At 69.2% G+C, this 22,717-nt stretch carries 35 protein-coding genes; 34 read left to right on the top strand and 1 reads right to left on the bottom strand.

Annotated elements, in window-relative coordinates; genetic code table 11:
- Positions 1–44: 44 nt before the first annotated feature.
- The 12 genes from JOD46_RS16060 (at position 45) to tuf (ending at position 9,920) form a co-directional block, all read left to right on the top strand.
- On the top strand, positions 45–332 hold the full coding sequence (locus JOD46_RS16060) for a WXG100 family type VII secretion target (RefSeq protein ID WP_204395477.1): 288 nt from the start codon (positions 45–47) through the stop codon (positions 330–332).
- A 90-nt stretch (positions 333–422) separates the two neighbouring features.
- Positions 423–749 carry a hypothetical protein gene (locus JOD46_RS16055; protein ID WP_204395476.1) on the top strand — a complete coding sequence of 109 codons (327 nt, stop codon included), beginning with the start codon at positions 423–425 and terminating at the stop codon, positions 747–749.
- A gap of 33 nt (positions 750–782) precedes the next feature.
- Positions 783–2,024 (top strand): hypothetical protein, encoded by a 1,242-nt coding sequence (locus tag JOD46_RS16050; protein WP_204395475.1) that lies wholly within the window; start codon positions 783–785, stop codon positions 2,022–2,024.
- A gap of 32 nt (positions 2,025–2,056) precedes the next feature.
- Positions 2,057–2,668: a hypothetical protein gene (locus tag JOD46_RS16045; RefSeq protein ID WP_204395474.1), complete on the top strand. Its 612-nt coding sequence runs from the start codon at positions 2,057–2,059 to the stop codon at positions 2,666–2,668.
- Positions 2,665–3,225, top strand: a complete 561-nt coding sequence (locus tag JOD46_RS16040; RefSeq protein ID WP_204395473.1) for a hypothetical protein — start codon at positions 2,665–2,667, stop codon at positions 3,223–3,225. The genes JOD46_RS16045 and JOD46_RS16040 overlap by 4 nt, the downstream gene beginning before the upstream one ends.
- Entirely contained in the window at positions 3,222–4,049 is an 828-nt protein-coding gene (locus JOD46_RS16035; RefSeq protein ID WP_204395472.1) for a hypothetical protein, read from the top strand. The genes JOD46_RS16040 and JOD46_RS16035 overlap by 4 nt, the downstream gene beginning before the upstream one ends.
- Before the next feature lie 9 nt (positions 4,050–4,058).
- Positions 4,059–4,535: a DUF6121 family protein gene (locus JOD46_RS16030; RefSeq protein ID WP_204395471.1), complete on the top strand. Its 477-nt coding sequence runs from the start codon at positions 4,059–4,061 to the stop codon at positions 4,533–4,535.
- A 74-nt stretch (positions 4,536–4,609) separates the two neighbouring features.
- Positions 4,610–5,257 (top strand): spermidine/putrescine ABC transporter substrate-binding protein, encoded by a 648-nt coding sequence (locus JOD46_RS16025; RefSeq protein WP_204395470.1) that lies wholly within the window; start codon positions 4,610–4,612, stop codon positions 5,255–5,257.
- Between the two features lie 300 nt (positions 5,258–5,557).
- Positions 5,558–5,932 carry a 30S ribosomal protein S12 gene (gene rpsL, locus JOD46_RS16020; protein WP_022889720.1) on the top strand — a complete coding sequence of 125 codons (375 nt, stop codon included), beginning with the start codon at positions 5,558–5,560 and terminating at the stop codon, positions 5,930–5,932.
- Complete coding sequence (gene rpsG / locus JOD46_RS16015; RefSeq protein WP_092668506.1) at positions 5,932–6,402, top strand: 30S ribosomal protein S7; 471 nt, start codon at positions 5,932–5,934, stop codon at positions 6,400–6,402. Before rpsL ends, rpsG begins: the two co-directional genes overlap by 1 nt.
- A 96-nt stretch (positions 6,403–6,498) precedes the next feature.
- Positions 6,499–8,613: an elongation factor G gene (fusA, locus tag JOD46_RS16010; RefSeq protein WP_204395469.1), complete on the top strand. Its 2,115-nt coding sequence runs from the start codon at positions 6,499–6,501 to the stop codon at positions 8,611–8,613.
- A gap of 113 nt (positions 8,614–8,726) precedes the next feature.
- Positions 8,727–9,920, top strand: a complete 1,194-nt coding sequence (gene tuf / locus JOD46_RS16005) for an elongation factor Tu (RefSeq protein ID WP_204395468.1) — start codon at positions 8,727–8,729, stop codon at positions 9,918–9,920.
- A gap of 75 nt (positions 9,921–9,995) precedes the next feature.
- On the opposite strand, the gene JOD46_RS16000 is transcribed toward tuf, so the two are convergent.
- Positions 9,996–10,472 (bottom strand): OsmC family protein, encoded by a 477-nt coding sequence (locus tag JOD46_RS16000; protein WP_204395467.1) that lies wholly within the window; start codon positions 10,470–10,472, stop codon positions 9,996–9,998.
- A 509-nt stretch (positions 10,473–10,981) separates the two neighbouring features.
- Here JOD46_RS16000 and rpsJ point away from each other — a divergent pair.
- From rpsJ to JOD46_RS15890, 22 genes are all read left to right on the top strand, one after another.
- A complete protein-coding gene (rpsJ, locus tag JOD46_RS15995; RefSeq protein WP_017201594.1) occupies positions 10,982–11,290 on the top strand; it encodes a 30S ribosomal protein S10 in 309 nt (102 codons plus the stop codon).
- 8 nt (positions 11,291–11,298) lie between these two features.
- Positions 11,299–11,955, top strand: a complete 657-nt coding sequence (rplC, locus tag JOD46_RS15990) for a 50S ribosomal protein L3 (RefSeq protein WP_204395466.1) — start codon at positions 11,299–11,301, stop codon at positions 11,953–11,955.
- Between the two features lies 1 nt (position 11,956).
- Complete coding sequence (rplD, locus tag JOD46_RS15985) at positions 11,957–12,616, top strand: 50S ribosomal protein L4 (RefSeq protein ID WP_204395465.1); 660 nt, start codon at positions 11,957–11,959, stop codon at positions 12,614–12,616.
- Positions 12,613–12,915 (top strand): 50S ribosomal protein L23, encoded by a 303-nt coding sequence (gene rplW, locus JOD46_RS15980; protein ID WP_204395464.1) that lies wholly within the window; start codon positions 12,613–12,615, stop codon positions 12,913–12,915. Before rplD ends, rplW begins: the two co-directional genes overlap by 4 nt.
- 19 nt (positions 12,916–12,934) lie before the next feature.
- Positions 12,935–13,774, top strand: a complete 840-nt coding sequence (rplB, locus tag JOD46_RS15975; protein ID WP_204395463.1) for a 50S ribosomal protein L2 — start codon at positions 12,935–12,937, stop codon at positions 13,772–13,774.
- 12 nt (positions 13,775–13,786) lie between these two features.
- The gene (gene rpsS, locus JOD46_RS15970; protein ID WP_204395462.1) at positions 13,787–14,068 is read left to right on the top strand and encodes a 30S ribosomal protein S19; all 282 of its coding nucleotides are present in this window, start codon (positions 13,787–13,789) and stop codon (positions 14,066–14,068) included.
- A 25-nt stretch (positions 14,069–14,093) separates the two neighbouring features.
- Positions 14,094–14,459, top strand: coding sequence for a 50S ribosomal protein L22 (gene rplV, locus JOD46_RS15965; protein WP_092668524.1), 366 nt, complete (start codon positions 14,094–14,096; stop codon positions 14,457–14,459).
- Positions 14,459–15,208 (top strand): 30S ribosomal protein S3, encoded by a 750-nt coding sequence (rpsC, locus tag JOD46_RS15960; protein WP_204395461.1) that lies wholly within the window; start codon positions 14,459–14,461, stop codon positions 15,206–15,208. The genes rplV and rpsC overlap by 1 nt, the downstream gene beginning before the upstream one ends.
- A 2-nt stretch (positions 15,209–15,210) precedes the next feature.
- Positions 15,211–15,630: a 50S ribosomal protein L16 gene (gene rplP, locus JOD46_RS15955; protein ID WP_055894786.1), complete on the top strand. Its 420-nt coding sequence runs from the start codon at positions 15,211–15,213 to the stop codon at positions 15,628–15,630.
- A complete protein-coding gene (rpmC, locus tag JOD46_RS15950) occupies positions 15,630–15,947 on the top strand; it encodes a 50S ribosomal protein L29 (protein ID WP_204395460.1) in 318 nt (105 codons plus the stop codon). Before rplP ends, rpmC begins: the two co-directional genes overlap by 1 nt.
- 2 nt (positions 15,948–15,949) lie before the next feature.
- Positions 15,950–16,264, top strand: a complete 315-nt coding sequence (gene rpsQ, locus JOD46_RS15945) for a 30S ribosomal protein S17 (protein ID WP_204395459.1) — start codon at positions 15,950–15,952, stop codon at positions 16,262–16,264.
- 33 nt (positions 16,265–16,297) lie between these two features.
- Complete coding sequence (rplN, locus tag JOD46_RS15940) at positions 16,298–16,666, top strand: 50S ribosomal protein L14 (protein ID WP_092668534.1); 369 nt, start codon at positions 16,298–16,300, stop codon at positions 16,664–16,666.
- Positions 16,667–16,668: 2 nt separating this feature from the next.
- A complete protein-coding gene (rplX, locus tag JOD46_RS15935) occupies positions 16,669–17,028 on the top strand; it encodes a 50S ribosomal protein L24 (protein WP_204395458.1) in 360 nt (119 codons plus the stop codon).
- Positions 17,028–17,621: a 50S ribosomal protein L5 gene (rplE, locus tag JOD46_RS15930; RefSeq protein WP_204395457.1), complete on the top strand. Its 594-nt coding sequence runs from the start codon at positions 17,028–17,030 to the stop codon at positions 17,619–17,621. Before rplX ends, rplE begins: the two co-directional genes overlap by 1 nt.
- A gap of 167 nt (positions 17,622–17,788) precedes the next feature.
- Complete coding sequence (gene rpsH / locus JOD46_RS15925) at positions 17,789–18,187, top strand: 30S ribosomal protein S8 (RefSeq protein WP_204395456.1); 399 nt, start codon at positions 17,789–17,791, stop codon at positions 18,185–18,187.
- A gap of 4 nt (positions 18,188–18,191) precedes the next feature.
- The gene (gene rplF / locus JOD46_RS15920) at positions 18,192–18,728 is read left to right on the top strand and encodes a 50S ribosomal protein L6 (RefSeq protein WP_204395455.1); all 537 of its coding nucleotides are present in this window, start codon (positions 18,192–18,194) and stop codon (positions 18,726–18,728) included.
- A 2-nt stretch (positions 18,729–18,730) separates the two neighbouring features.
- Positions 18,731–19,090 carry a 50S ribosomal protein L18 gene (gene rplR, locus JOD46_RS15915; protein ID WP_204395454.1) on the top strand — a complete coding sequence of 120 codons (360 nt, stop codon included), beginning with the start codon at positions 18,731–18,733 and terminating at the stop codon, positions 19,088–19,090.
- Between the two features lie 44 nt (positions 19,091–19,134).
- Entirely contained in the window at positions 19,135–19,800 is a 666-nt protein-coding gene (gene rpsE / locus JOD46_RS15910; RefSeq protein ID WP_172802947.1) for a 30S ribosomal protein S5, read from the top strand.
- Positions 19,800–19,985 (top strand): 50S ribosomal protein L30, encoded by a 186-nt coding sequence (rpmD, locus tag JOD46_RS15905; protein ID WP_148733823.1) that lies wholly within the window; start codon positions 19,800–19,802, stop codon positions 19,983–19,985. The genes rpsE and rpmD overlap by 1 nt, the downstream gene beginning before the upstream one ends.
- Positions 19,985–20,656: a 50S ribosomal protein L15 gene (rplO, locus tag JOD46_RS18695; RefSeq protein ID WP_239562829.1), complete on the top strand. Its 672-nt coding sequence runs from the start codon at positions 19,985–19,987 to the stop codon at positions 20,654–20,656. The genes rpmD and rplO overlap by 1 nt, the downstream gene beginning before the upstream one ends.
- A gap of 116 nt (positions 20,657–20,772) precedes the next feature.
- On the top strand, positions 20,773–22,095 hold the full coding sequence (secY, locus tag JOD46_RS15895; protein ID WP_204395453.1) for a preprotein translocase subunit SecY: 1,323 nt from the start codon (positions 20,773–20,775) through the stop codon (positions 22,093–22,095).
- Positions 22,092–22,712, top strand: a complete 621-nt coding sequence (locus tag JOD46_RS15890; RefSeq protein ID WP_204395452.1) for an adenylate kinase — start codon at positions 22,092–22,094, stop codon at positions 22,710–22,712. The genes secY and JOD46_RS15890 overlap by 4 nt, the downstream gene beginning before the upstream one ends.
- The last annotated feature ends 5 nt before the right edge of the window (positions 22,713–22,717 follow it).

Genomic DNA, 22,717 nt, shown 5'->3' with positions numbered 1-22,717 from the left:
CGGCCCGGACGTGGGTCCGGTCGAACTCTCAGGAAGGATCCACGATGGCGGATTTCGGCGCCTCCTACGGCGAGATGGAAGCGATGGCCACCAAGCTGAGCGACGCGCGTGACGACATCCAGTCGCAGCTCGACCAGCTCAAGAGCTCGGTCGACTCGCTCCTCGGCAACGACTTCAAGACGCAGCACGCGTCCGGCAAGTTCGGTCAGGGCTACGAGGAGCTGACCACGGGCCTGAAGAACGCGGTCGACGGCATCGGCGAGATGGGCGAGGCCCTGCGCGGCATGATGCAGGCGATCCAGGACCTCGACCAGCAGCTCGCCGGTCGCTGATCCCCGCGCGGCGGGAGGGCGAGTCCCTCCCGCCGCGTCGTCCGCGCCGGCAGGGCCGGCACCTCACCATCGCGCAGCGAGGAGAACGCAGTGACCGACGTGCTGATCGAGTACGGCGTGCTCAACGAGCTCAACGGATCCCTGAAGCAGATCATCGTGGAGCTCGAGAAGGCCGAGCAGCGCGCCTCCGCCCTGGAGGACGCGATCGGCGATCCCTACGGCAAGGACCGCCTTCGCGAGGCCGCCGAGGAGTTCGAGGACGGCTGGGACGACCGCCGCGCCGCGCTCAAGGAGGACCTCATGAAGATCCAGGAGCGCGTCGAGGCGACCGGCAAGGCCTGGGCGGAGTGGGACGCCGAGGCATCCAGGCAACTCGCCGTCGAGGCGAACGAAGTCGACACCATGCCCCGGGCCTGACCCGGGCGATCAGCACGAGCACGAGAGGCAACGATGGATCGCTCACCCGCCGGACACGAGATCTCAGTGGTCACCGGCAACGCATCGAGCATCAAGGCGCGCGGGCGCGAGGTCGAGGAGCTCGGCGACCAGATGGTCGGCGCCGCCGGCGTGCTCCGCGCGATCGCCGACGGCGGCGTGCCGCAGCACGGCCTCTCGATCGAGAAGATCAAGGAGGTGATCGGCGAGATCGACGAGGAGCTCAAGCTCGCCGGTCAGCGCTACCGGCCCTCCGGGTCGGCGCTGGTCGGCTACGCCGACGCGCTCGCCGAGGTGCAGGAGCAGATGCGCCTGATCGTCCCGCGCTGCCGGGAGGCGTGGGACGACTACCTCGCCGCGCAGGCCGCGTTCCAGCGGCTCGACGACCCCCTGTCCGGCCCGGTGGTCCCGACGGCGGGCGTCGACGGCGGGCCGAGTCCCGAGCAGGAGGCCCACGAACGCGAGGTGACCCTCGCCCGAGGGCGCGCCGACGACGCCTACGACGACTTCGTCGCCGAGGCGCGTGCCTTCGACACGCAGTACGAGACCTGGGAGCAGGCGTTCGAGACCGCCGCCGACGGGCTGCGCGAGGCGACCGACGGCGGGATCTCCGACGGGTTCTGGGACGACGTCGACGGCGTCGTGGCCGGCGTCCTCGTCGTGCTGCAGTGGGCGGGCATCGTGCTCGCGGTCCTCGCCTTCGTCATCGGCGGGCCGATCATCGCGGCCCTCGGCGCCATCGTCGCCGTGACGACCCTCCTGCTCACGATCTACCAGAAGTCCCGTGGTGACGCCGGATGGTTGGAGCTGGGCGTCGCGATCGTCGGCGTCATCCCGTTCGGCAGCATCGCCAAGTTCGCGGGCGGGTTCAAGCCCGGCATGACGGGCTTCCTCGACGACATGGTCGGCGGCCTCGGAACGGCCGCCGGGCGGTCCACGATCTCCAACGCGATCACGCGCTTCCCTGACGTCTACGCCACCAGCCGGGTCTTCCAGGCGAGCCCGTTCACGTCGTTCACCGCGGCGATGCGCGGCGGCCACTCGACGGCCGACATGGCGGCGCGCCTCATGGGCATCGGGTTCGGCGACGAGTCCGAGCGGCTCCTCTCCAGCGGGTGGGGTGCCGCGGGGCACGTCCTCGGGCATTACGGTTGGGTGGTGAACTCACCGGTCGCCGCGGGCATGGGGATCGCCGACGCGATCGGCGACCTCTTCACCGACGACGTGGAGACCTGGGAAGCGCAGCTCGCCGCGTGAGACTTCGAACCGAACCCGAGGCGGACCGATCGATGACCCTCCGAGACGAACTCCTCGGCGCACAGCGCGCCGTGCCGGAGTACGCCCTCGTGCTCCCGTCCGGCTGGGAGGAGCACGACGCCTCCGTCGAGTCCGAGCGCGCCCTGGTCGATCTCGCCGCCGCGCGCCTGCGCGACCAGCACCGGCCCGACCTGTACGCGCAGCTCCGCGCGCTCAGCGGGCGGGCGTTCGCCGGACTGCGCTCCGCGAACACGCACCGCCTGTACCTGCAGGTGCAGGGGTGGGCCGACGAGCTCGTCCTGCCGATGTCGATCACGGCCGCGGTGCGCACGGCGCCCGGCGGCGGCACCCTCGACGGCGTCGTCGCGGAGCTCATCCGCGGCGGCGCGACTCCGCTGCACGGCGACAAGCGGTTCGTCCGCTGGGAGCGGGAGTCGACGATGGCCGTCGGCACCGCGACCGTCGGGCAGCGCACCGCGGCCTACCTCACGCCGTTCCCCGATCGGCGCACGCACGCCCTCCAGTTCACCGCGGTCGCCGTGCACCCCGCCGACGACCCCGACGAATCGTGGCGGCCGGTCGTCGAGCGCATGCTCGAGCTCAGCGACGCGATCGTGAGCACGTTCTCGTGGCGCCGCGCATGAGGCTCGACATCGACCTCGACGAGCGGTTCTGGGCCCACCTGCCTGCGGCCTTCCCCGCGCCGGGGTTCGCCGACCGCGTCGCCTGGGAGCGCGGCATCGTCGAACGGTACCGGTCGGTGCGGCCCGACGCCGACGAGGACGAGCGCGTCGCCGTCGACGCGATCGCGGCCGGCGCCGTCGACTCGCTCGTCCCGGCCGCCGTGTTCGGGCTGCTGTTCTGGCCGGCGCCCCGGCCGGATGCCGTGCTGGTCCACGTCGAGATCGCGCCGCCGCTGCGCTCCGGCGACGACCCCGTCCGCGAGCTGGTCGGCGGCATCCCGCTGGCCATTCCGCCGAGCGTCGACCCGATCGAGGCGCCCGGCGTCGGGGGCGGCGTGATCTCCGCGTTCGTCCTGCCGTCGGCACCCGGGGAGCCGCCCGTGGCCGGCGTCGGCTGCCTGCTGTCCGGTCCGCGAGGGTCGGTGCGCCTGACGTCGTCGCCCACGACGACCACGATGGTCGGCCTGCTCCACGCACCGCTGCGCGCGGCGGCCGAGACCCTGCGGTTCGCCGAATGAACGACGCCGACCGTCCGGCCGCCACGCACGGCGCCGCTCCCCGGCCGGTGCCGTCGTCGGCCGTCGGGCACGCCGAAGCGGTCGCGGCGGGGCAGGACGCCCTCGACTGGCGCCGCCTCGAGCGCGCCCAGCTCGCCGCCGCTCCGGAACTCATCGAGGCGTGGGAGGCCGTGAATGCCGAGCTGGACGCGCCGCCGCCCGGTCGCCGGTCGGCGTGGGTGGGAGCCGGCGCGTTCGCCCTCGCGCTCGTGCCGTTCGTGGTGCCGGGGATGCTCATCGCCGCGATCCGCCTCGACCAGTCGCTCACTGGTCCGCTCGCGGCGACGATCGCCCTCTCGCTCGCGCAGGTCGCGGGGCGGCTGGTCCAGCTGCGCCGCGCGCGGCGCGGCGCGCCCGTCGAGTCGGCGACCGGGCTGCTCCTCGGTGCCGTCGCCGTCCCGTTCTCCGCGCTCGGCGCGACGTTCGCGGCGTTGATCGCCCTCCAGCGGCCGGAGCCGCTCGCGTGGCCCGCGGCGTTCTCCGCCGCGGCCATGACCGTGGTGCTCGTGGCCTGGCTCGTGCTCGAGCGTCGCCGGGCGCGCACCGCGGCGCCGCACGGGGGGAGCGAGGGCGCCGCCGACCGGCTTCGACGCCTCGTGGAGGCGCTGCCGCCCGAGCTGCGGTCGCGGCTCGACCGTGACCGCGAGGATGCGCTCGACCGCCTGGTCGCGTCGGGCGCCATCGACGAGGACACGCGCCGCGACGCGGCGGCCGTGCCGCCGGGCGGCCTCGGCCGCTGGGCGTGGGCGCACGAACGCAGCCGGGCCCGCCGCGGACCGGCGTAGGCTCGGGGCGTGGCGACGAACTCGGGCAATGCATGGGCCGTCGCGGGATTCGCGGCCGCGCTCGAGGTCGCGCTCGTGGTCGCGGCGTTCGGGCTCGTGAGCCTGTTCGCCGACGCCGAGCCCATCGCCGACCCGGCCGCGGGCCGGCTGGTCGGCCCGATCACGATCGGGGCGGCGGTCCTCGCGCTGCTCCTGCTGCTCGGCGTCGCCCTGGATCGCGGCGTCCGGCCCTGGTCGCTCGCCGGGCTCGCCCTCGTCGTCACGTGGGCCGCGGGCGTCCTCGCGGCCACCGTCGCGTACGCGGCCGCGACCGGCACGCTGCTGGCCGCCCTGATCTTCGCGCTCTCGTTCATGACCGTGGGATTCGGCCTCATCATCCCCGTCTCCGCGGCGCTCGTCGCGCTGCTGGCCGCGGTCACCGCACGGGCGCAGCGCGGCGGCGTCGAGCGGCCGCGATGGCCGTGGGAGCGCGACGACGAGGAGTGACGCGACCGGGCTCGTCGTGACATCCGTTCGCCGCCTGCGCCCGGCCGCGCCGGGCCCGCAGTAGGGTGAACCGCGTGGAGGGATCGGTCGAGGCCCGGGTGAGCCACGAGGTCGACCGCTGGCTCGCGTGGCTTCCGCGATGGCGGCCGGGCACGCACCGCGGTCGAGTGCGCCTCTGCACGCGGTGCTTCGGCTCGCCGATCCTCGCCGCGGCCGGGCTCGACGTCGACGTGCCGCACCCGGTCCAGCACGCGTTCTCGATGCGCATGAAGGGCATCATCGACGCGGCGGTCGACGACTACACCGCGCGCAACCTGCCCATGCTGCACCGCGAGATCCGGCTCGCCGAGGACCGCAAGGCGCGCCGGCCGTACCGTGCGGGGGAGGGACTGGACCCGGAGTTCCTCGGCCTCGATCTCGACCCGGAGCCGACGCCCGGGCAACCGTTCCTGTTCACGCTGCAGGGCCTCGAGGCGGATGCCGCGGCCGAGTCCGCCGAGCCCGCGCCGCGTCCGTTCACGCCGCAGGAGAAGGAGGCGCTCCGCGAGGAGGTGCGCCTGGCCGACGAGTTCGCCAAACAGCTGGGCCGCCGCATCTGCGTCGAACTCGCGCACCACCGGTCCCGGATCGCCGCGGCGGTCGAGCGCCACGTCGAGCCGCAGGTCGCCGACCTGCTCGCCGACCTCGACCGCGAGCTCGACGCGCCCGGCTGGCCCGGCTGAGCCCTCGGCGCCGTTCGCCCGCGGCGTAGGCTCGAGGCATCCGCCCATTTGACCGCATCGTGACGCCGGATTACCATTGACCGGGTGTGCGCTTTGCCGCGCGCTCGCGTCGTGCCCGCGGAATGCCGGGGGCGGGGCGCGGGTTCTCACAGACGTACACACAGGGCGCGGGATCGCCATCGACCCGGCCGCCCCCACGGCATACCCACCACGAACAGGCTCCGCCGCTCGGCGGTGCCGGTGGGTCGTGATGTGAAATCCATCAGCGCTGTCACCGTGCAGCACCAACGAGGAGAAGCAGTGCCAACCATTCAGCAGTTGGTCCGCAAGGGTCGCTCGCCCAAGGTCACCAAGACCAAGGCGCCCGCCCTGAAGGCCAACCCCCAGCAGCGCGGCGTGTGCACCCGCGTGTACACCACCACCCCCAAGAAGCCGAACTCGGCGCTGCGCAAGGTCGCCCGCGTGAAGCTCTCGAACGGCACCGAGGTCACGGCCTACATCCCCGGTGAGGGCCACAACCTGCAGGAGCACTCGATGGTGCTCGTCCGCGGCGGTCGTGTGAAGGACCTCCCCGGCGTGCGCTACAAGATCATCCGCGGCGCGCTCGACACGCAGGCCGTGAAGAACCGCAAGCAGGCCCGCAGCCGCTACGGCGCGAAGATGGAGAAGAAGTAATGCCTCGCAAGGGACCCGCTCCGAAGCGCCCCGTCGTCGCCGACCCCGTCTACGGCTCGCCGGTCGTCAGCCAGCTCGTCAACAAGATCCTGATCGACGGCAAGAAGGACCTCGCGCAGCGCATCGTCTACGAGGCGCTCGAGAACGTCGCGAACAAGTCCGGCCAGGACGCCGTCGCCACCCTCAAGAAGGCCCTCGACAACGTGCGCCCGACCCTCGAGGTCCGGTCGCGCCGCGTCGGCGGCTCGACCTACCAGGTCCCCGTCGAGGTCAAGCCCCACCGCGCGAACACCCTGGCGCTGCGCTGGCTCACCAGCTACGCCAAGGCCCGCCGCGAGAAGACCATGACCGAGCGTCTCACCAACGAGATCCTCGACGCGTCGAACGGCCTCGGTGCCGCGGTCAAGCGCCGCGAGGACACCCACAAGATGGCCGAGTCGAACCGCGCCTTCGCCCACTACCGCTGGTAGCGGCCCGAGCGGATGCCGCGGGCCGTGCGCTCGCGGACGCCACGCGGCATCCGCTCCCCCCTCACTCACACCTTCCCGACCATTCGGAGGAACCCCGTGGCACTTGACGTGCTCACCGACCTGAGCAAGGTCCGCAACATCGGCATCATGGCGCACATCGATGCCGGCAAGACCACCACCACCGAGCGCATCCTGTTCTACACGGGCGTCAACCACAAGATCGGCGAGACGCACGACGGCGCCTCGACCACCGACTGGATGGAGCAGGAGAAGGAGCGCGGCATCACGATCACGTCGGCCGCCGTGACCTGCTTCTGGAACAAGAACCAGATCAACATCATCGACACGCCCGGCCACGTCGACTTCACCGTCGAGGTGGAGCGCTCGCTGCGCGTGCTCGACGGCGCGGTCGCCGTGTTCGACGGCAAGGAGGGCGTGGAGCCCCAGTCCGAGACCGTGTGGCGCCAGGCCGACAAGTACAACGTCCCCCGCATCTGCTTCGTCAACAAGATGGACAAGCTCGGGGCCGACTTCTACTTCACGGTCGACACCATCGTCAACCGACTCGGCGCGAAGCCCCTCGTGCTGCAGCTGCCGATCGGTGCCGAAAACGACTTCATCGGCGTCATCGACCTCGTCGAGATGCGCGCGCTCGTGTGGCCCGGCGACGCCAAGGGCGACGTGACCATGGGCGCCAAGTACGAGGTCCAGGAGATCCCGGCCGACCTCAAGGACAAGGCCGAGGAGTACCGCCAGCAGCTGCTCGAGACCGTCGCCGAGACCAGCGACGAGCTGCTCGAGAAGTTCTTCGGCGGCGAGGAGCTCACGGTCGCCGAGATCAAGGGCGCGATCCGCAAGCTCACGACCAACTCCGAGATCTACCCCGTGCTGTGCGGCTCGGCGTTCAAGAACCGCGGCGTGCAGCCCATGCTCGATGCGGTCATCGACTACCTGCCGTCGCCGCTCGACGTGCCGCCCGTGCAGGGCCACGACGTGCGCGACGAGGAGAAGATCATCGAGCGCCACGCCGACGCGACCGAGCCGTTCTCCGCGCTCGCGTTCAAGGTCGCGGTGCACCCGTTCTTCGGTCGCCTCACCTACGTGCGCGTGTACTCGGGCCGCCTCGACTCCGGCGCCCAGGTCATCAACTCGACCAAGGGCAAGAAGGAGCGCATCGGGAAGATCTTCCAGATGCACGCCAACAAGGAGAACCCGGTCGACTCGGTCACCGCGGGCAACATCTACGCCGTCATCGGCCTGAAGGACACCACCACCGGCGACACCCTGTGCGACCCGGACAACCAGGTGGTCCTCGAGTCGATGACCTTCCCCGAGCCCGTCATCGAGGTCGCCATCGAGCCGAAGACCAAGGCCGACCAGGAGAAGCTCGGCACGGCGATCCAGAAGCTCGCCGAGGAGGACCCGACCTTCCGCACCGAGCTCAACCAGGAGACCGGCCAGACGGTCATCAAGGGAATGGGCGAGCTGCACCTCGACATCCTCGTGGACCGCATGAAGCGCGAGTTCAAGGTCGAGGCGAACGTCGGCAAGCCGCAGGTCGCCTACCGCGAGACCATCAAGCGCGCGGTCGAGAAGCACGACTACACGCACAAGAAGCAGACCGGTGGGTCGGGCCAGTTCGCGAAGATCCAGTTCGCGCTCGAGCCGCTCGCGGTCGAGGGCGACAAGACCTACGAGTTCGAGAACAAGGTCACGGGTGGCCGCGTTCCGCGCGAGTACATCCCCTCGGTCGACGCCGGCTTCCAGGACGCCATGCAGTACGGCATCCTGGCCGGCTACCCGATGGTCGGCGTCAAGGGCATCCTGCTCGACGGCGCCGCCCACGACGTCGACTCCTCGGAGATGGCGTTCAAGATCGCCGGTTCGATGGGCTTCAAGGAGGCCGCTCGGAAGGCGAACCCCGTCCTGCTCGAGCCGCTGATGGCCGTCGAGGTCCGTACTCCCGAGGAGTACATGGGCGACGTCATCGGCGACCTGAACTCGCGCCGCGGCCAGATCCAGTCCATGGAGGACGCCGCCGGCGTGAAGGTCGTGCGTGCGCACGTCCCGCTCTCGGAGATGTTCGGCTACATCGGCGACCTGCGGTCCAAGACCTCGGGCCGCGCCGTGTACTCGATGGAGTTCGAGAGCTACGCGGAGGTCCCGAAGGCCGTGGCCGACGAGATCGTCCAGAAGAACAAGGGCGAGTAGCGCCCGAACGCACGAGCCGACAGGTTCGCGTAACATAACAACACAACCCCCGTAGCTCACCGGTCGCAATCCGGCGCCCGGTGCTGCTACACGGATCCTGAGGAGGACCCACAGTGGCTAAGGCCAAGTTCGAGCGGACCAAGCCGCACGTCAACATCGGTACGATCGGTCACGTCGACCACGGCAAGACGACGCTCACCGCGGCGATCTCGAAGGTGCTCGCCGACAAGTACCCGTCGGCCACCAACGTGCAGCGCGACTTCGCGTCGATCGACTCGGCTCCCGAGGAGCGCCAGCGCGGCATCACGATCAACATCTCGCACGTCGAGTACGAGACGCCGAAGCGCCACTACGCGCACGTCGACGCCCCGGGTCACGCCGACTACATCAAGAACATGATCACCGGTGCGGCCCAGATGGACGGCGCGATCCTCGTGGTCGCGGCGACCGACGGCCCCATGGCGCAGACGCGCGAGCACGTGCTGCTCGCCAAGCAGGTCGGCGTGCCCTACCTGCTCGTCGCGCTGAACAAGGCCGACATGGTCGACGACGAGGAGATCCTGGAGCTCGTCGAGCTCGAGGTGCGCGAGCTCCTCTCCTCGCAGGGCTTCCCCGGCGACGACGCTCCGGTCGTCCGCGTCTCGGGCCTCAAGGCGCTCGAGGGCGACGAGAAGTGGACGCAGTCGATCCTCGACCTCATGGAGGCCGTGGACGAGTCGATCCCGGACCCGGTGCGCGACAAGGACAAGCCGTTCCTCATGCCCATCGAGGACGTCTTCACCATCACCGGTCGTGGCACGGTCGTCACGGGTCGCGCCGAGCGCGGCACGCTGAAGATCAACTCCGAGGTCGAGATCGTCGGCATCCGCCCGACGCAGAAGACCACCGTCACGGGCATCGAGATGTTCCACAAGCAGCTCGACGAGGCCTGGGCCGGCGAGAACTGCGGTCTCCTGCTCCGCGGCACCAAGCGCGAGGACGTCGAGCGCGGCCAGGTCGTCGTGGCCCCCGGCTCGGTCACCCCGCACACGAACTTCGAGGGCACCGCGTACATCCTCTCCAAGGAGGAGGGCGGGCGTCACAACCCGTTCTACGCGAACTACCGTCCGCAGTTCTACTTCCGCACCACCGACGTCACCGGCGTCATCACGCTGCCCGAGGGCACCGAGATGGTCATGCCCGGCGACACCACCGACATGACGGTCGAGCTCATCCAGCCGATCGCCATGGAGGAGGGCCTCGGCTTCGCCATCCGCGAGGGTGGCCGCACGGTCGGCGCCGGTACCGTCACGAAGATCCTCAAGTAGTCTTCGCGATCGCGACCTTCTGAAGGGGTCGGGCCCTCGGGCCCGGCCCCTTCGTCGTATCCGGGGCCGGCGCGGTCAGTGCGCCTCGACGCGCGTGCCGTCGATGTCGGTGTCGACGTCGATGGCGCCCTCGACGCTGCGGCCGACCGTGCAGCCCTTCTCGATGGCGCGGCCCATGATGCCGACGAGCTTGTCGCGGTCGGCCGGGTCGAGCACCGACAGGTCGACGATGACCTCCTCCTCGATGTGCTGGTAGCGGTTGGACTCCTCGTCGGAGCGGCCGTGCGCCCAGACGGTCATGGCGAAGTCGTCGCCGAGGCGGCGCGCGGTGACGCGGTCGACGCTCAGCGCGACGCAGCCGGCGAGCGCGAGCTTCAGCAGCTCGCCGGGCGTGAAGTGCTCGCCCTCGAGCTCCGTGCCCCCGATCTGCACGGTCGCACCACGCTCGTTCAGGCCCTCGTATCGCCGCGGCGCCGTCCGGACGACCGAGACGCTGCCCGGTCCGATCCGCTCGCTCACGGCGTGGGCGTGGTCCGTGGTCTGGTCGGTCATGGCGTCTCCCTCGGTCGGTCCGTCGGTCGATTCCATCACGTGCGCGGACGTCGCGGCATCCGCTTGACTGGGAGGTTGCGGGGAGACCCGCGCGCGCGACACGCCCGGGTTGCATGGACCCTGCGCGTATGGCAAACTCTTCTAGTTCAACATTTCGAACGGCGTGCCCTGCTGCGTGCCGTTCGAATCACTGCCAGGCAGTGCATAGCCACCGGAACCTCCCACGGAGCCGTCCGGGTCAGGCTAGGCCGCAGGCAGGAGAACACACAACCGACACCTGATTCGAGCATGGGTCACCCATGCCCGTTTCCGCGAGTGCGACACGCCCGAGCGCGGGGGCCGGTTGGGGCTCGAAGGTCGAGCGTGTCGAGGTCACCGCAGCGCGGTGGTTTCGACAGGCTCGATCACCGGCCTTTGACAGAAGAACAGTGGTGCTTCACACGAAGTGGCTACGCGGCGTCCGATGCCCTCGGAAGGGGTAAGACGCCTTGACAGAGAGAGAGTCAGCAATGGCGGGACAGAAGATCCGCATTCGACTGAAGTCGTATGACCACGAGGTCATCGACACCTCGGCGCGCAAGATCGTCGACACGGTGACCCGCGCGGGCGCCACGGTCGTCGGCCCCGTGCCGCTTCCGACCGAGAAGAACGTGGTGTGCGTCATCCGCTCGCCGCACAAGTACAAGGACAGCCGCGAGCACTTCGAGATGCGCACCCACAAGCGCCTGATCGACATCGTGGACCCGACGCCCAAGGCCGTCGACTCGCTCATGCGTCTCGACCTCCCGGCCGACGTCAACATCGAGATCAAGCTCTGAGGTACGACATGTCCACCACTGCCAAGAACGTAAAGGGCCTGCTGGGCACCAAGCTCGGCATGACCCAGGTGTGGGACGAGAACAACAAGCTCATCCCGGTCACCGTCATCGAGATCGCCCCCAACGTGGTCACCCAGCTGCGCACCGCCGAGAAGGACGGCTACTCGGCCGTCCAGATCGCCGCGGGCGCCATCGACCCGCGCAAGGTCACCAAGCCGCTCACCGGCCACTTCGACGCCGCCGGCGTGACCCCGCGCCGCCACGTCACCGAGGTGCGCACGGCCGACGCCGCCGAGTACTCGCTCGGCCAGGAGCTCACCGTGGACGGCACCTTCGAGGCCGGCCAGCTCGTCGACGTCGTCGGCACGAGCAAGGGCAAGGGCTTCGCCGGTGTCATGAAGCGCCACAACTTCGCGGGCGTCTCCGCCTCGCACGGTGCCCACCGCAACCACCGCAAGCCCGGTTCGATCGGCGCCTCGTCGACCCCGAGCCGCGTCTTCAAGGGCATGCGCATGGCCGGCCGCATGGGCGGCGAGCGCGTCACCGTCCTGAACCTCCGCGTGCACGCGGTCGACGCCGAGAAGGGCCTGCTGCTCGTCAAGGGCGCCGTCCCCGGTGCGCGCGGCCGTCTCGTGTTCGTCCGCAACGCTGTGAAGGGAGCCTGACATGGCGACCGTTGACACCATCGACGTCCTCGACGTCACCGGCAAGAAGTCCGGCTCGATCGAGCTGCCCGCCGAGCTCTTCGACGTGCAGACCAACGTGCCGCTGATCCACCAGGTCGTCGTCGCCCAGCTCGCCGCCGCGCGCCAGGGCACGCACAAGACCAAGACCCGCGGCGAGGTCTCCGGCGCCGGCCGCAAGCCCTTCAAGCAGAAGGGCACGGGCCGCGCCCGCCAGGGCTCGATCCGCGCGCCGCACATGACCGGCGGTGGCGTCGTCCACGGCCCGCAGCCGCGCGACTACTCGCAGCGCACCCCCAAGAAGATGATCGCCGCCGCCCTGCTGGGCGCGCTCTCCGACCGCGCTCGCGGCGGCCGCATCCACGCGGTCGAGGCGTTCGCCGCCGGCGACGCCCCGAAGACCAAGGACGCCGTGGCGCTGCTCGCGGGCATCGCGCCGGCCAAGCACTACCTGGTCGTGCTCGCGCGCGGCGAGGAGCTCTCGGAGCGCGCCGTGCGCAACATCGAGGCCGTGCACGTGCTGCCGGTCGACCAGCTGAACGCCTACGACGTGCTCGTCTCCGACGACATCGTCTTCAGCAAGGCCGCGCTCGAGGCGTTCATCGCCGCGAAGCAGGCGAAGAAGGAAGAGGTCTCCGCATGAGCGCCGCGCACAACAAGGACCCCCGCGACATCATCATCGCGCCGGTGGTCTCGGAGAAGAGCTACAACCTGATCGACGAGGGCAAGTACACGTTCATCGTGGACCCCCGCGCGAACAAGACCGAGATCAAGCTCGCGATCGAGAAGATCTTCAACGTCCAGGTCGCCTCGATCAACACCCTGAACCGCCAGGGCAAGACGCGTCGCACCCGCTTCGGCATGGGCAAGCGCAAGGACACCAAGCGCGCGATCGTCACCCTCAAGTCCGGCTCGATCGACATCTTCACGGCTGTCGGCTAAGGAGCAGAGGAAACTCACTATGGCTATTCGCAAGTACAAGCCCACGACGCCGGGCCGTCGCGGTTCGTCGGTCGCCGACTTCGCCGAGATCACGCGCTCGACGCCCGAGAAGTCGCTGCTCCGCCCGCTCTCGAAGTCCGGTGGCCGCAACAACCAGGGCCGCATCACCACCCGCCACGTCGGCGGCGGCCACAAGCGCCAGTACCGCGTCATCGACTTCCGTCGCAACGACAAGGACGGCGTGCCCGCCAAGGTCGCGCACATCGAGTACGACCCGAACCGCACCGCGCGCATCGCGCTGCTGCACTTCGTGGACGGCACCAAGCGCTACATCATCGCCCCCGACAAGCTCAAGCAGGGCGACCCGATCGAGTCGGGCCCCAACGCCGACATCAAGCCCGGCAACAACCTGCCGCTGCGCAACATCCCGACCGGTACCGTCGTGCACGCCATCGAGCTGCGCCCCGGTGGCGGCGCGAAGCTCGCGCGCTCGGCCGGCGCCTCCGTCCGCCTGGTCGCGAAGGACGGCCCCTACGCGCAGCTCCGCCTGCCGTCGGGCGAGATCCGCAACGTCGACGCGCGCTGCCGCGCGACCGTCGGCGAGGTCGGCAACGCCGAGCAGTCGAACATCAACTGGGGCAAGGCCGGCCGCAAGCGCTGGAAGGGCGTGCGCCCGACCGTCCGCGGTGTCGCGATGAACCCGATCGACCACCCGCACGGTGGTGGTGAGGGCAAGACCTCCGGTGGTCGTCACCCGGTGAGCCCGTGGGGTCAGCCCGAGGGCCGCACCCGTCGCCCCAACAAGGAGAGCGACAAGCTCATCGTCCGTCGTCGCACCGTCGGCAAGAAGCGCAAGTAGGAGTAAGAGAAGATGCCTCGCAGTCTCAAGAAGGGCCCCTTCGTCGACGAGCACCTGCTTCGCAAGGTCGTCACGCAGAACGAAGCCGGCAGCAAGAACGTCATCAAGACCTGGTCGCGTCGCTCGATGATCATCCCGGCCATGCTCGGCCACACGATCGCCGTGCACGACGGCCGCAAGCACATCCCGGTGTTCGTCACCGAGACCATGGTGGGCCACAAGCTCGGCGAGTTCGCCCCCACCCGCACCTTCCGTGGACACGTGAAGGACGACAAGAAGGGCCGCCGCCGCTAGTCGCGGTGGTGTGAAGGAGGAAGAAATGGTGGAGTCGATCGCCCGCGTGCGACACATCCGCGTCACCCCCATGAAGGCTCGCCGCGTCGTCAACCTGATCCGCGGCAAGCAGGCTCAGGAGGCGCTCGCCATCCTGAAGTTCGCCCCCCAGGGTGCGAGCGAGCCGGTGTACAAGCTCGTCGCCTCGGCCATCGCGAACGCTCGCGTCAAGGCCGACGCCACGAACACCTACCTGGACGAGCAGGACCTGTACGTGAAGACGGCGTTCGTCGACGAGGGCACGACCCTCAAGCGATTCCAGCCGCGCGCGCAGGGCCGTGCCTTCCGCATCAACAAGCGCACGAGCCACATCACCATCGTGCTCGGCACGCCCGAGGAGGGTACGAAGTAATGGGTCAGAAGGTCAACCCGTACGGCTTCCGTCTCGGCATCACCACCGACCACGTGTCGCGGTGGTTCTCCGACTCGACGAAGCCCGGACAGCGCTACGCCGACTACCTCGCCGAGGACGTCAAGATCCGTCGCCTGCTCCAGACGTCGCTCGATCGCGCGGGCGTGTCCCGCATCGAGATCGAGCGCACCCGCGACCGCGTCCGAGTGGACATCCACACGGCGCGTCCCGGCATCGTGATCGGCCGCCGCGGCGCCGAGGCCGAGCGCATCCGCGCCGACCTCGAGAAGCTCACCGGCAAGCAGATCCAGCTCAACATCCTCGAGGTGAAGAACCCCGAGGCCGACGCCCAGCTCGTCGCGCAGGGCATCGCCGAGCAGCTCTCCGCTCGCGTGGCGTTCCGCCGCGCGATGCGCAAGGGCCTGCAGGGCGCGCAGCGCGCCGGCGCCAAGGGCGTCCGCATCCAGGTGTCGGGCCGTCTCGGCGGCGCGGAGATGAGCCGCTCGGAGTTCTACCGCGAGGGCCGCGTGCCCCTGCACACGCTCCGCGCGAACATCGACTACGGCTTCTACGAGGCCAAGACCACCTTCGGCCGCATCGGCGTGAAGGTCTGGATCTACAAGGGCGACATCACCAACAAGGAGCTCGCCCGCGAGCAGGCCTCGCAGAAGCCGTCGCGTGACCGCAATGACCGTCCCCGCCGTGCGCCGCGTTCGCAGGAGCCGGTGACCGCAGGAGTTGAGGCATAACCATGTTGATTCCCCGTCGAGTCAAGCACCGCAAGCAGCACCACCCCGGCCGTTCGGGCCAGGCCACCGGCGGCACGAAGGTCTCCTTCGGCGAGTTCGGCATCCAGGCCCTGACCCCCGCGTACGTGACCAACCGTCAGATCGAGTCCGCTCGTATCGCGATGACGCGTCACATCAAGCGCGGCGGCAAGGTGTGGATCAACATCTACCCCGACCGTCCGCTCACGAAGAAGCCGGCCGAGACCCGCATGGGTTCCGGTAAGGGTTCGCCCGAGTGGTGGGTCGCCAACGTCAAGCCGGGTCGCGTCCTCTTCGAGGTCTCGGGCGTCTCCGAGGAACTCGCTCGCGAGGCCATGACCCGTGCCATCCACAAGCTGCCCCTCAAGGCACGCATCATCAAGCGCGAGGAGGGCGACGCATAATGGCCGTCGGTTCCAAGGAGCTCGCTATCGTCGAGCTCGACACCTTCGAGGACGATCGTCTCGTCGACGAGCTGAAGAAGGCCAAGGAGGAGCTGTTCAACCTGCGCTTCCAGTCGGCCACCGGCCAGCTCGAGAGCCACGGCCGCCTCAAGGCCGTCAAGCGCGACATCGCCCGCATCTACACGGTCATCCGTGAGCGCGAGCTCGGCATCCGCGCGACGCCGGCTCCGGTCGAGGCACCCGCCGCGCCCGCCAAGAAGACCAAGAAGGCCAAGGCCGCCGATGAGGCAGCCGAGGCCGAGACGAAGGAGGCCTAGTCATGGCAACCGCCAAGGAGACGAAGGGCCACGAGTCCGCCGAGAACGACGTCCGGGACGCCGACGCGCGCGGCTACCGCAAGGTCCGTCGCGGCTACGTCGTCAGCGACAAGATGGACAAGACCATCGTCGTCGAGGTCGAGGACCGCGTGAAGCACCCGCTGTACGGCAAGGTCATCCGCCGCACGTCCAAGGTCAAGGCGCACGACGAGCAGAACACCGCCGGTATCGGCGACCTCGTCGTGATCTCCGAGACCCGCCCGCTCAGCGCCACCAAGCGGTGGCGCCTCGTCGAGATCGTCGAGAAGGCCAAGTAAGCCCCCGGGCTTGCCTCTCAGAAGGAGTACGAAGTGATTCAGCAGGAATCCCGGCTCAAGGTCGCCGACAACACGGGTGCCAAGGAGCTGCTCACGATCCGCGTGCTCGGCGGATCGAACCGCCGGTACGCGGGCCTGGGCGACGTGATCGTCGCCACGGTCAAGGACGCCATCCCCGGTGGCAACGTGAAGAAGGGCGACGTGGTCAAGGCCGTCGTCGTCCGCACCGTGAAGGAGACCCGTCGTCCCGACGGCTCCTACATCAAGTTCGACGAGAACGCCGCGGTGATCCTCAAGAACGACGGTGACCCCCGTGGCACCCGCATCTTCGGGCCGGTCGGCCGGGAGCTCCGCGACAAGAAGTTCATGAAGATCATCTCGCTGGCGCCGGAGGTGCTGTAACCATGGCGAACATCAAGAAGGGCGACCTGGTCCAGGTCATCTCGGGCCGCAGCCAGGCCCGCGGCGGAGACCGCGGCAAGCAGGGCAAGGTCATCGAGGTGCTCGTCGACCAGAACCGCGTCGTCGTGGAGGGCGTGAACTACGTCACCAAGCACGTGCGCGTCGGCCAGACGCAGCGCGGCACCAAGACCGGCGGCATCGAGACCCACGAGGCCCCGATCCACGTGTCGAACGTCGCGCTCGTCGACCCCGAGACGAAGAAGCCGACCCGCGTGGGCTTCCGCACCGAGACGGTCACCAAGGACGGCGTCGAGAAGACGGTCCGCGTCCGCTACGCCAAGAAGTCAGGTAAGGACCTGTAATGACTGACACCGCGACTGCTGCGCCGGCTGGCAAGATCCAGCCGCGCCTCAAGCAGAAGTACAAGAACGAGATCACCAAGTCCCTCACCGAGGCGAACGGCTACGCCAACCCGCACCAGGTGCCGGGTCTCGTGAAGATCGTGGTCAACATGGGTGTCGGCGAGGCCGCGCGCGACGGCAAGGTCATCGACGGCGCCATCGCCGACCTCACCCGCATCACCGGCCAGAAGCCGCAGGTCACCAAGGCCCGCAAGTCGATCGCCCAGTTCAAGCTCCGCGAGGGCCAGCCCATTGGCGCCCACGTGACGCTCCGCGGCGACCGCATGTGGGAGTTCCTCGACCGCCTGCTCTCGCTCGCGCTGCCCCGCATCCGCGACTTCCGCGGCCTCTCGGACGCGCAGTTCGACGGCAACGGCAACTACACGTTCGGCCTCACGGAGCAGTCCGTGTTCCACGAGATCGACCAGGACAAGATCGACCGCGTCCGCGGCATGGACATCACCGTGGTGACCACCGCCAAGACCGACGACGAGGGTCGCGCGCTGCTCAAGGCGCTCGGCTTCCCGTTCAAGTCGAACGAGTCCGCCCAGTAGTTCGTAGTAGACTCTACGAGTTTGTGCCAGCGCCGGCGGGTCTCGGAGGCATCCGAGGCTCCGCCGGCACCGGCATCCGGCGGTTCGCATCCGCGTGCCGCCACCACCACAGGTCAGTCCCCGTGGAACGGGTCCTGAAACCTGGTGAACGTTAGGAAACACTCGTCATGACGATGACCGACCCGGTCGCTGACATGCTGACGCGCCTGCGCAACGCCAACTCGGCGCACCACGACTCCGTGTCGATGCCCAACTCCAAGCTCAAGGCGCACATCGCCGAGATCCTGAAGAACGAGGGCTACATCGCGGACTTCGAGGTGACCGACGCGCGCGTCGGCACGACCCTCACGCTGAAGCTCAAGTTCGGCCCCAACCGCGAGCGTTCGATCGCGGGCATCAAGCGCGTGTCGAAGCCCGGCCTGCGCGTCTACGCGAAGTCGACCGAGATCCCCAAGGTGCTCGGCGGCCTCGGCGTCGCGATCCTGTCCACTTCCAGCGGTCTGCTCACCGACCGCCAGGCCGAGAAGAAGGGCGTGGGTGGGGAAGTCCTCGCCTACGTGTGGTAGATCCATGTCACGAATCGGACGACTCCCCATCGACATCCCCGCCGGCGTCGACGTGAAGGTCGACGGCCGCGCGGTCACCGTGAAGGGCCCGAAGGGCGAGCTCTCGCTCACCGTGGCCGCCCCGATCGAGGTCGCCGTCGAGGACAACCAGGTCCTCGTCACGCGCCCCGACGACGAGCGCGCGTCGCGTTCGCTCCACGGCCTCACGCGGACCCTCATCGCCAACGACATCCTCGGCGTGACCCAGGGCTACTCCAAGGGCCTCGAGATCGTCGGCACGGGCTACCGCGTCGCGCAGAAGGGCAGCGCGGTCGAGTTCGCGCTCGGCTTCTCGCACCCGGTCACCGTCGAACCGCCGGCCGGCATCACGCTGACCGTCGAGGGCAACAACAAGCTCACGGTCTCGGGCATCTCGAAGCAGGCCGTCGGCGAGACCGCCGCCAACATCCGCAAGATCAAGAAGCCCGAGCCCTACAAGGGCAAGGGCATCCGCTACGCCGGCGAGGTCGTGCGTCGCAAGGCCGGAAAGGCTGGTAAGTAATCATGGCCGTCAAGAGCAAGTCGGCTGCGCGTTCGCGCCGCCACACCCGGCTCCGCAAGAAGGTCGTCGGCACCGAGCTGCGCCCCCGTCTCGTCGTGACGCGTTCGGCCCGCCACGTCTTCGTGCAGGTCGTCGACGACAGCAAGGGCCGCACCGTGGCCTCCGCCTCGACCATGGAGGCCGACCTCCGCGCGTTCGAGGGTGACAAGACCGCCAAGGCCAAGAAGGTCGGCGAGCTCGTCGCCGAGCGTGCCAAGCAGGCCGGCATCGAGTCGGTCGTGTTCGACCGCGGCGGCAACAAGTACGCCGGTCGTGTCGCTGCGATCGCCGATGGAGCGCGAGAGGCAGGGCTGAACCTGTGAGCACTGCACCTACTAACGAAAGTGGCACTGTGAAGGAGACCGAGGTGACCGCAGAGGCACCCGTCGAGACGGCAGCGTCGTCCGAGCCGCAGCGCAACGAGCGCGAAGGCCGCCGCGGCGGCCGCGACCGCGGCCAGGGCCGCGATCGTCGCGACCGCGACGCCGAGAAGAGCCAGTTCCTCGAGCGCGTCGTCACCATCAACCGGGTGTCGAAGGTCGTCAAGGGCGGTCGCCGCTTCAGCTTCACGGCGCTGGTCGTCGTGGGCGACGGCAACGGACTCGTCGGCGTCGGCTACGGCAAGGCCCGCGAGGTGCCGACCGCGATCTCGAAGGGCGTCGAGGAGGCGAAGAAGAACTTCTTCCGCGTCCCCCGCGTCGGCTCGTCGATCCCGCACCCGGTGCAGGGCGAGGCCGCGGCCGGTGTCGTGCTCCTGCGTCCGGCCGGCCCCGGTACCGGTGTCATCGCCGGTGGTCCGGTCCGCGCCGTGCTCGAGTGCGCCGGCATCCACGACGTGCTGAGCAAGTCGCTCGGCTCGTCGAACACCATCAACATCGTGCACGCCACGGTCGAGGCGCTCAAGCAGCTCGAGGAGCCGCGCGCCGTCGCCGCCCGTCGTGGTCTCGACTACGACGAGGTCGCCCCGGCCCGTCTCCTGCGTGCGGAGGCCCAGGCGGCCGAGGCCGCCGCAGCAGCGAAGGCAGGTGCCTGATGGCCAAGCAGCTGAAGGTGACCCAGATCAAGTCCAAGGTGAGCGAGAAGCAGAACCAGCGCGACACGCTGCGCAGCCTCGGACTGAAGCGCATCGGCGACTCCGTCGTCCGCGACGACACGCCGCAGAACCGCGGCTACGTCAAGACGGTCGCCCACCTCGTGAAGGTTGAGGAGATCGACTAATGGCAGAGAACGAGAAGAAGGCCGCCGTCGCCGAGGAGACCCCCAAGAAGGCTCCCGCGAAGAAGGCGGCCGCGAAGCCGGCGGCTGAGAAGGCCGAGAAGGCTCCCGCGAAGAAGGCGCCGGCCAAGGCCGCCGCCGCGAAGGCCGACGACGCCGCTGCCGAGAAGGCGCCGGCGAAGAAGGCTCCGGCGAAGAAGGCTCCGGCCAAGAAGGCCGAGGCCGACGTCGTGCGCGAGCCCGTGCTGAAGGTGCACCACCTGCGCCCGGCGCCCGGTGCCAAGAAGGACAAGACCCGCGTCGGACGCGGTGAGGGTTCGAAGGGCAAGACCGCCGGTCGCGGCACCAAGGGCTCGAAGGCCCGCAACAACATCCGGCCCGGGTTCGAGGGCGGCCAGCTTCCGTACCACATGCGTGCGCCGAAGCTGCGCGGCTTCAAGAACCCGTTCCGCGTCGAGTACCAGGTGGTCAACCTGGACAAGCTCGCCGAGCTCTACCCCAAGGGCGGCGACGTGACCGTCGACGACCTGGTGGCCAAGGGCGCCGTCCGCAAGAACGAGCGCGTCAAGGTGCTCGGCAACGGCGACATCCAGGTCAAGCTCAATGTCGCGGTCGACAAGGTCTCCGGCTCCGCCGAGCAGAAGATCGTCGCCGCGGGCGGTTCGGTCAAGTAGGCCGCAGCAACCCACCCGAGTTCGAGCCTGTCGGGACCTCGCGTATGATTCACGGGGGTCTCGACAGGCTCGAGCCGCATATGGACTGACTCCACGACGGAGCAACAGGAGGACGAGTGTTCAACGCCATCGGGCGGATCTTCCGCACCCCCGACCTTCGCCGGAAGATCGGGTTCACGCTGGGCATCGTCGCCCTGTTCCGACTCGGCTCCTTCATCCCGGCGCCGTTCGTGGACTTCGGCAACGTCCAGCAGTGCCTCGCGGCGAACCAGGGCGCCTCCGGCCTCTACGAGCTCGTCAACCTCTTCTCGGGCGGCGCGCTGCTCCAGCTCTCGATCTTCGCGCTCGGCATCATGCCGTACATCACGGCATCGATCATCGTGCAGCTGCTGCGCGTGGTCATCCCGCACTTCGAGACCCTCTACAAGGAGGGCCAGGCCGGCCAGGCCAAGCTCACGCAGTACACGCGGTACCTGACGATCGCGCTCGGCGTGCTCCAGTCGACCACGCTGATCACGGTGGCGCGTTCGGGCGCCCTGTTCCCGGCGAACTCCGACCCCTCGTGCTCGCAGCTGATCACGAACGACGCCTGGTACGCGATCATGCTCATGGTCGTCACCATGACCGCCGGCACCGGCCTCATCATGTGGCTGGGCGAGCTCATCACCGAGCGCGGCATCGGCAACGGCATGTCGCTGCTCATCTTCACCTCGATCGCGGCGACCTTCCCGGGCTCGCTCTGGGCGATCGGCATCTCGCGCGGCTGGGACGTCTTCGCCGTGGTGCTCGCGATCGGCCTGCTGATCGTCGTGGCGGTCGTGTTCGTCGAGCAGTCGCAGCGCCGCATCCCGGTGCAGTACGCCAAGCGCATGGTCGGCCGGCGCACGTACGGCGGCAACAACACCTACATCCCGATCAAGGTCAACATGGCCGGCGTCGTGCCCGTCATCTTCGCCTCGTCGCTGCTCTACCTGCCCGCGCTGATCGCGCAGTTCAACCAGCCCGCCGCGGGCGAGACGCCGCAGCCGTGGGTCGTGTGGATCACGAACAACCTGACCAAGGGCGACCACCCGCTCTACATGCTCATCTACTTCCTCCTCATCGTGGGGTTCACGTACTTCTACGTCGCGATCACGTTCAACCCCGACGAGGTGGCCGAGAACATGAAGAAGTACGGCGGGTTCATCCCGGGCATCCGCGCCGGACGCCCGACCGCCGAGTACCTCGACTACGTGCTCACGCGCGTGACGCTGCCCGGCTCGCTCTACCTCGGCCTCATCGCGCTGCTCCCGCTGATCTTCTTCGCCGCGGTCGGCGCGAACCAGAACTTCCCGTTCGGCGGCGCCTCGATCCTGATCATCGTGGGCGTCGGCCTCGAGACCGTGAAGCAGATCGACGCCCAGCTGCAGCAGCGCCACTACGAAGGGCTCCTCCGATGACGAACTCCGCACGCTTCCTCATCGTCGGCCCGCAGGGCTCGGGCAAGGGCACGCAGGGCGTGCTCGTCGCGGAGGCGTTCGGCGTCCCGCAGGTCGCCACGGGCGACATCTTCCGCGAGAACGTCAAGGGCGGCACCGACCTCGGCAAGCAGGTCCAGGAGATCATCGAGGCGGGCCACCTCGTGCCCGACGAGCTGACCAGCGAGCTGGTGCGCGACCGCCTGGCGCAGCCCGACGCGGCGCACGGCTTCCTGCTCGACGGGTACCCGCGCAACCGGGGCCAGGTCGACCACCTCGATGCCTTCCTCGAGGGCCGCGGCGAGTCGCTCGACGCCGTGATCGAGCTCGTGGTGCCGCGCGAGGAGAGCATCGCGCGACTTCGCCAGCGCGCGAGCGACCAGGGTCGCACCGACGACACCGAGGAGGTCATCGAGAACCGCCTCGCGATCTACGAGCGCGAGACGGCGCCGATCCTCGACGTCTACCGCGAACGCGACCTCGTGCTGCCGGTCGACGGCGTGGGCGCCCTCGACGAGGTGACCGCCCGCATCTTCGCGGCGCTCGCCGAGCGCGGGCTCGTGCCCAACGGCGACGGCGCGGCGGCCGTCCCCGCCTGACCGGC

Origin of the sequence: Agromyces aurantiacus (genome assembly GCF_016907355.1) — a bacterium.
Classification (GTDB): Bacteria; Actinomycetota; Actinomycetes; order Actinomycetales; family Microbacteriaceae; genus Agromyces; species Agromyces aurantiacus.
Note: the sequence above shows the minus strand (reverse complement) of the source record. Positions and strands in the feature narration are given on the sequence as shown.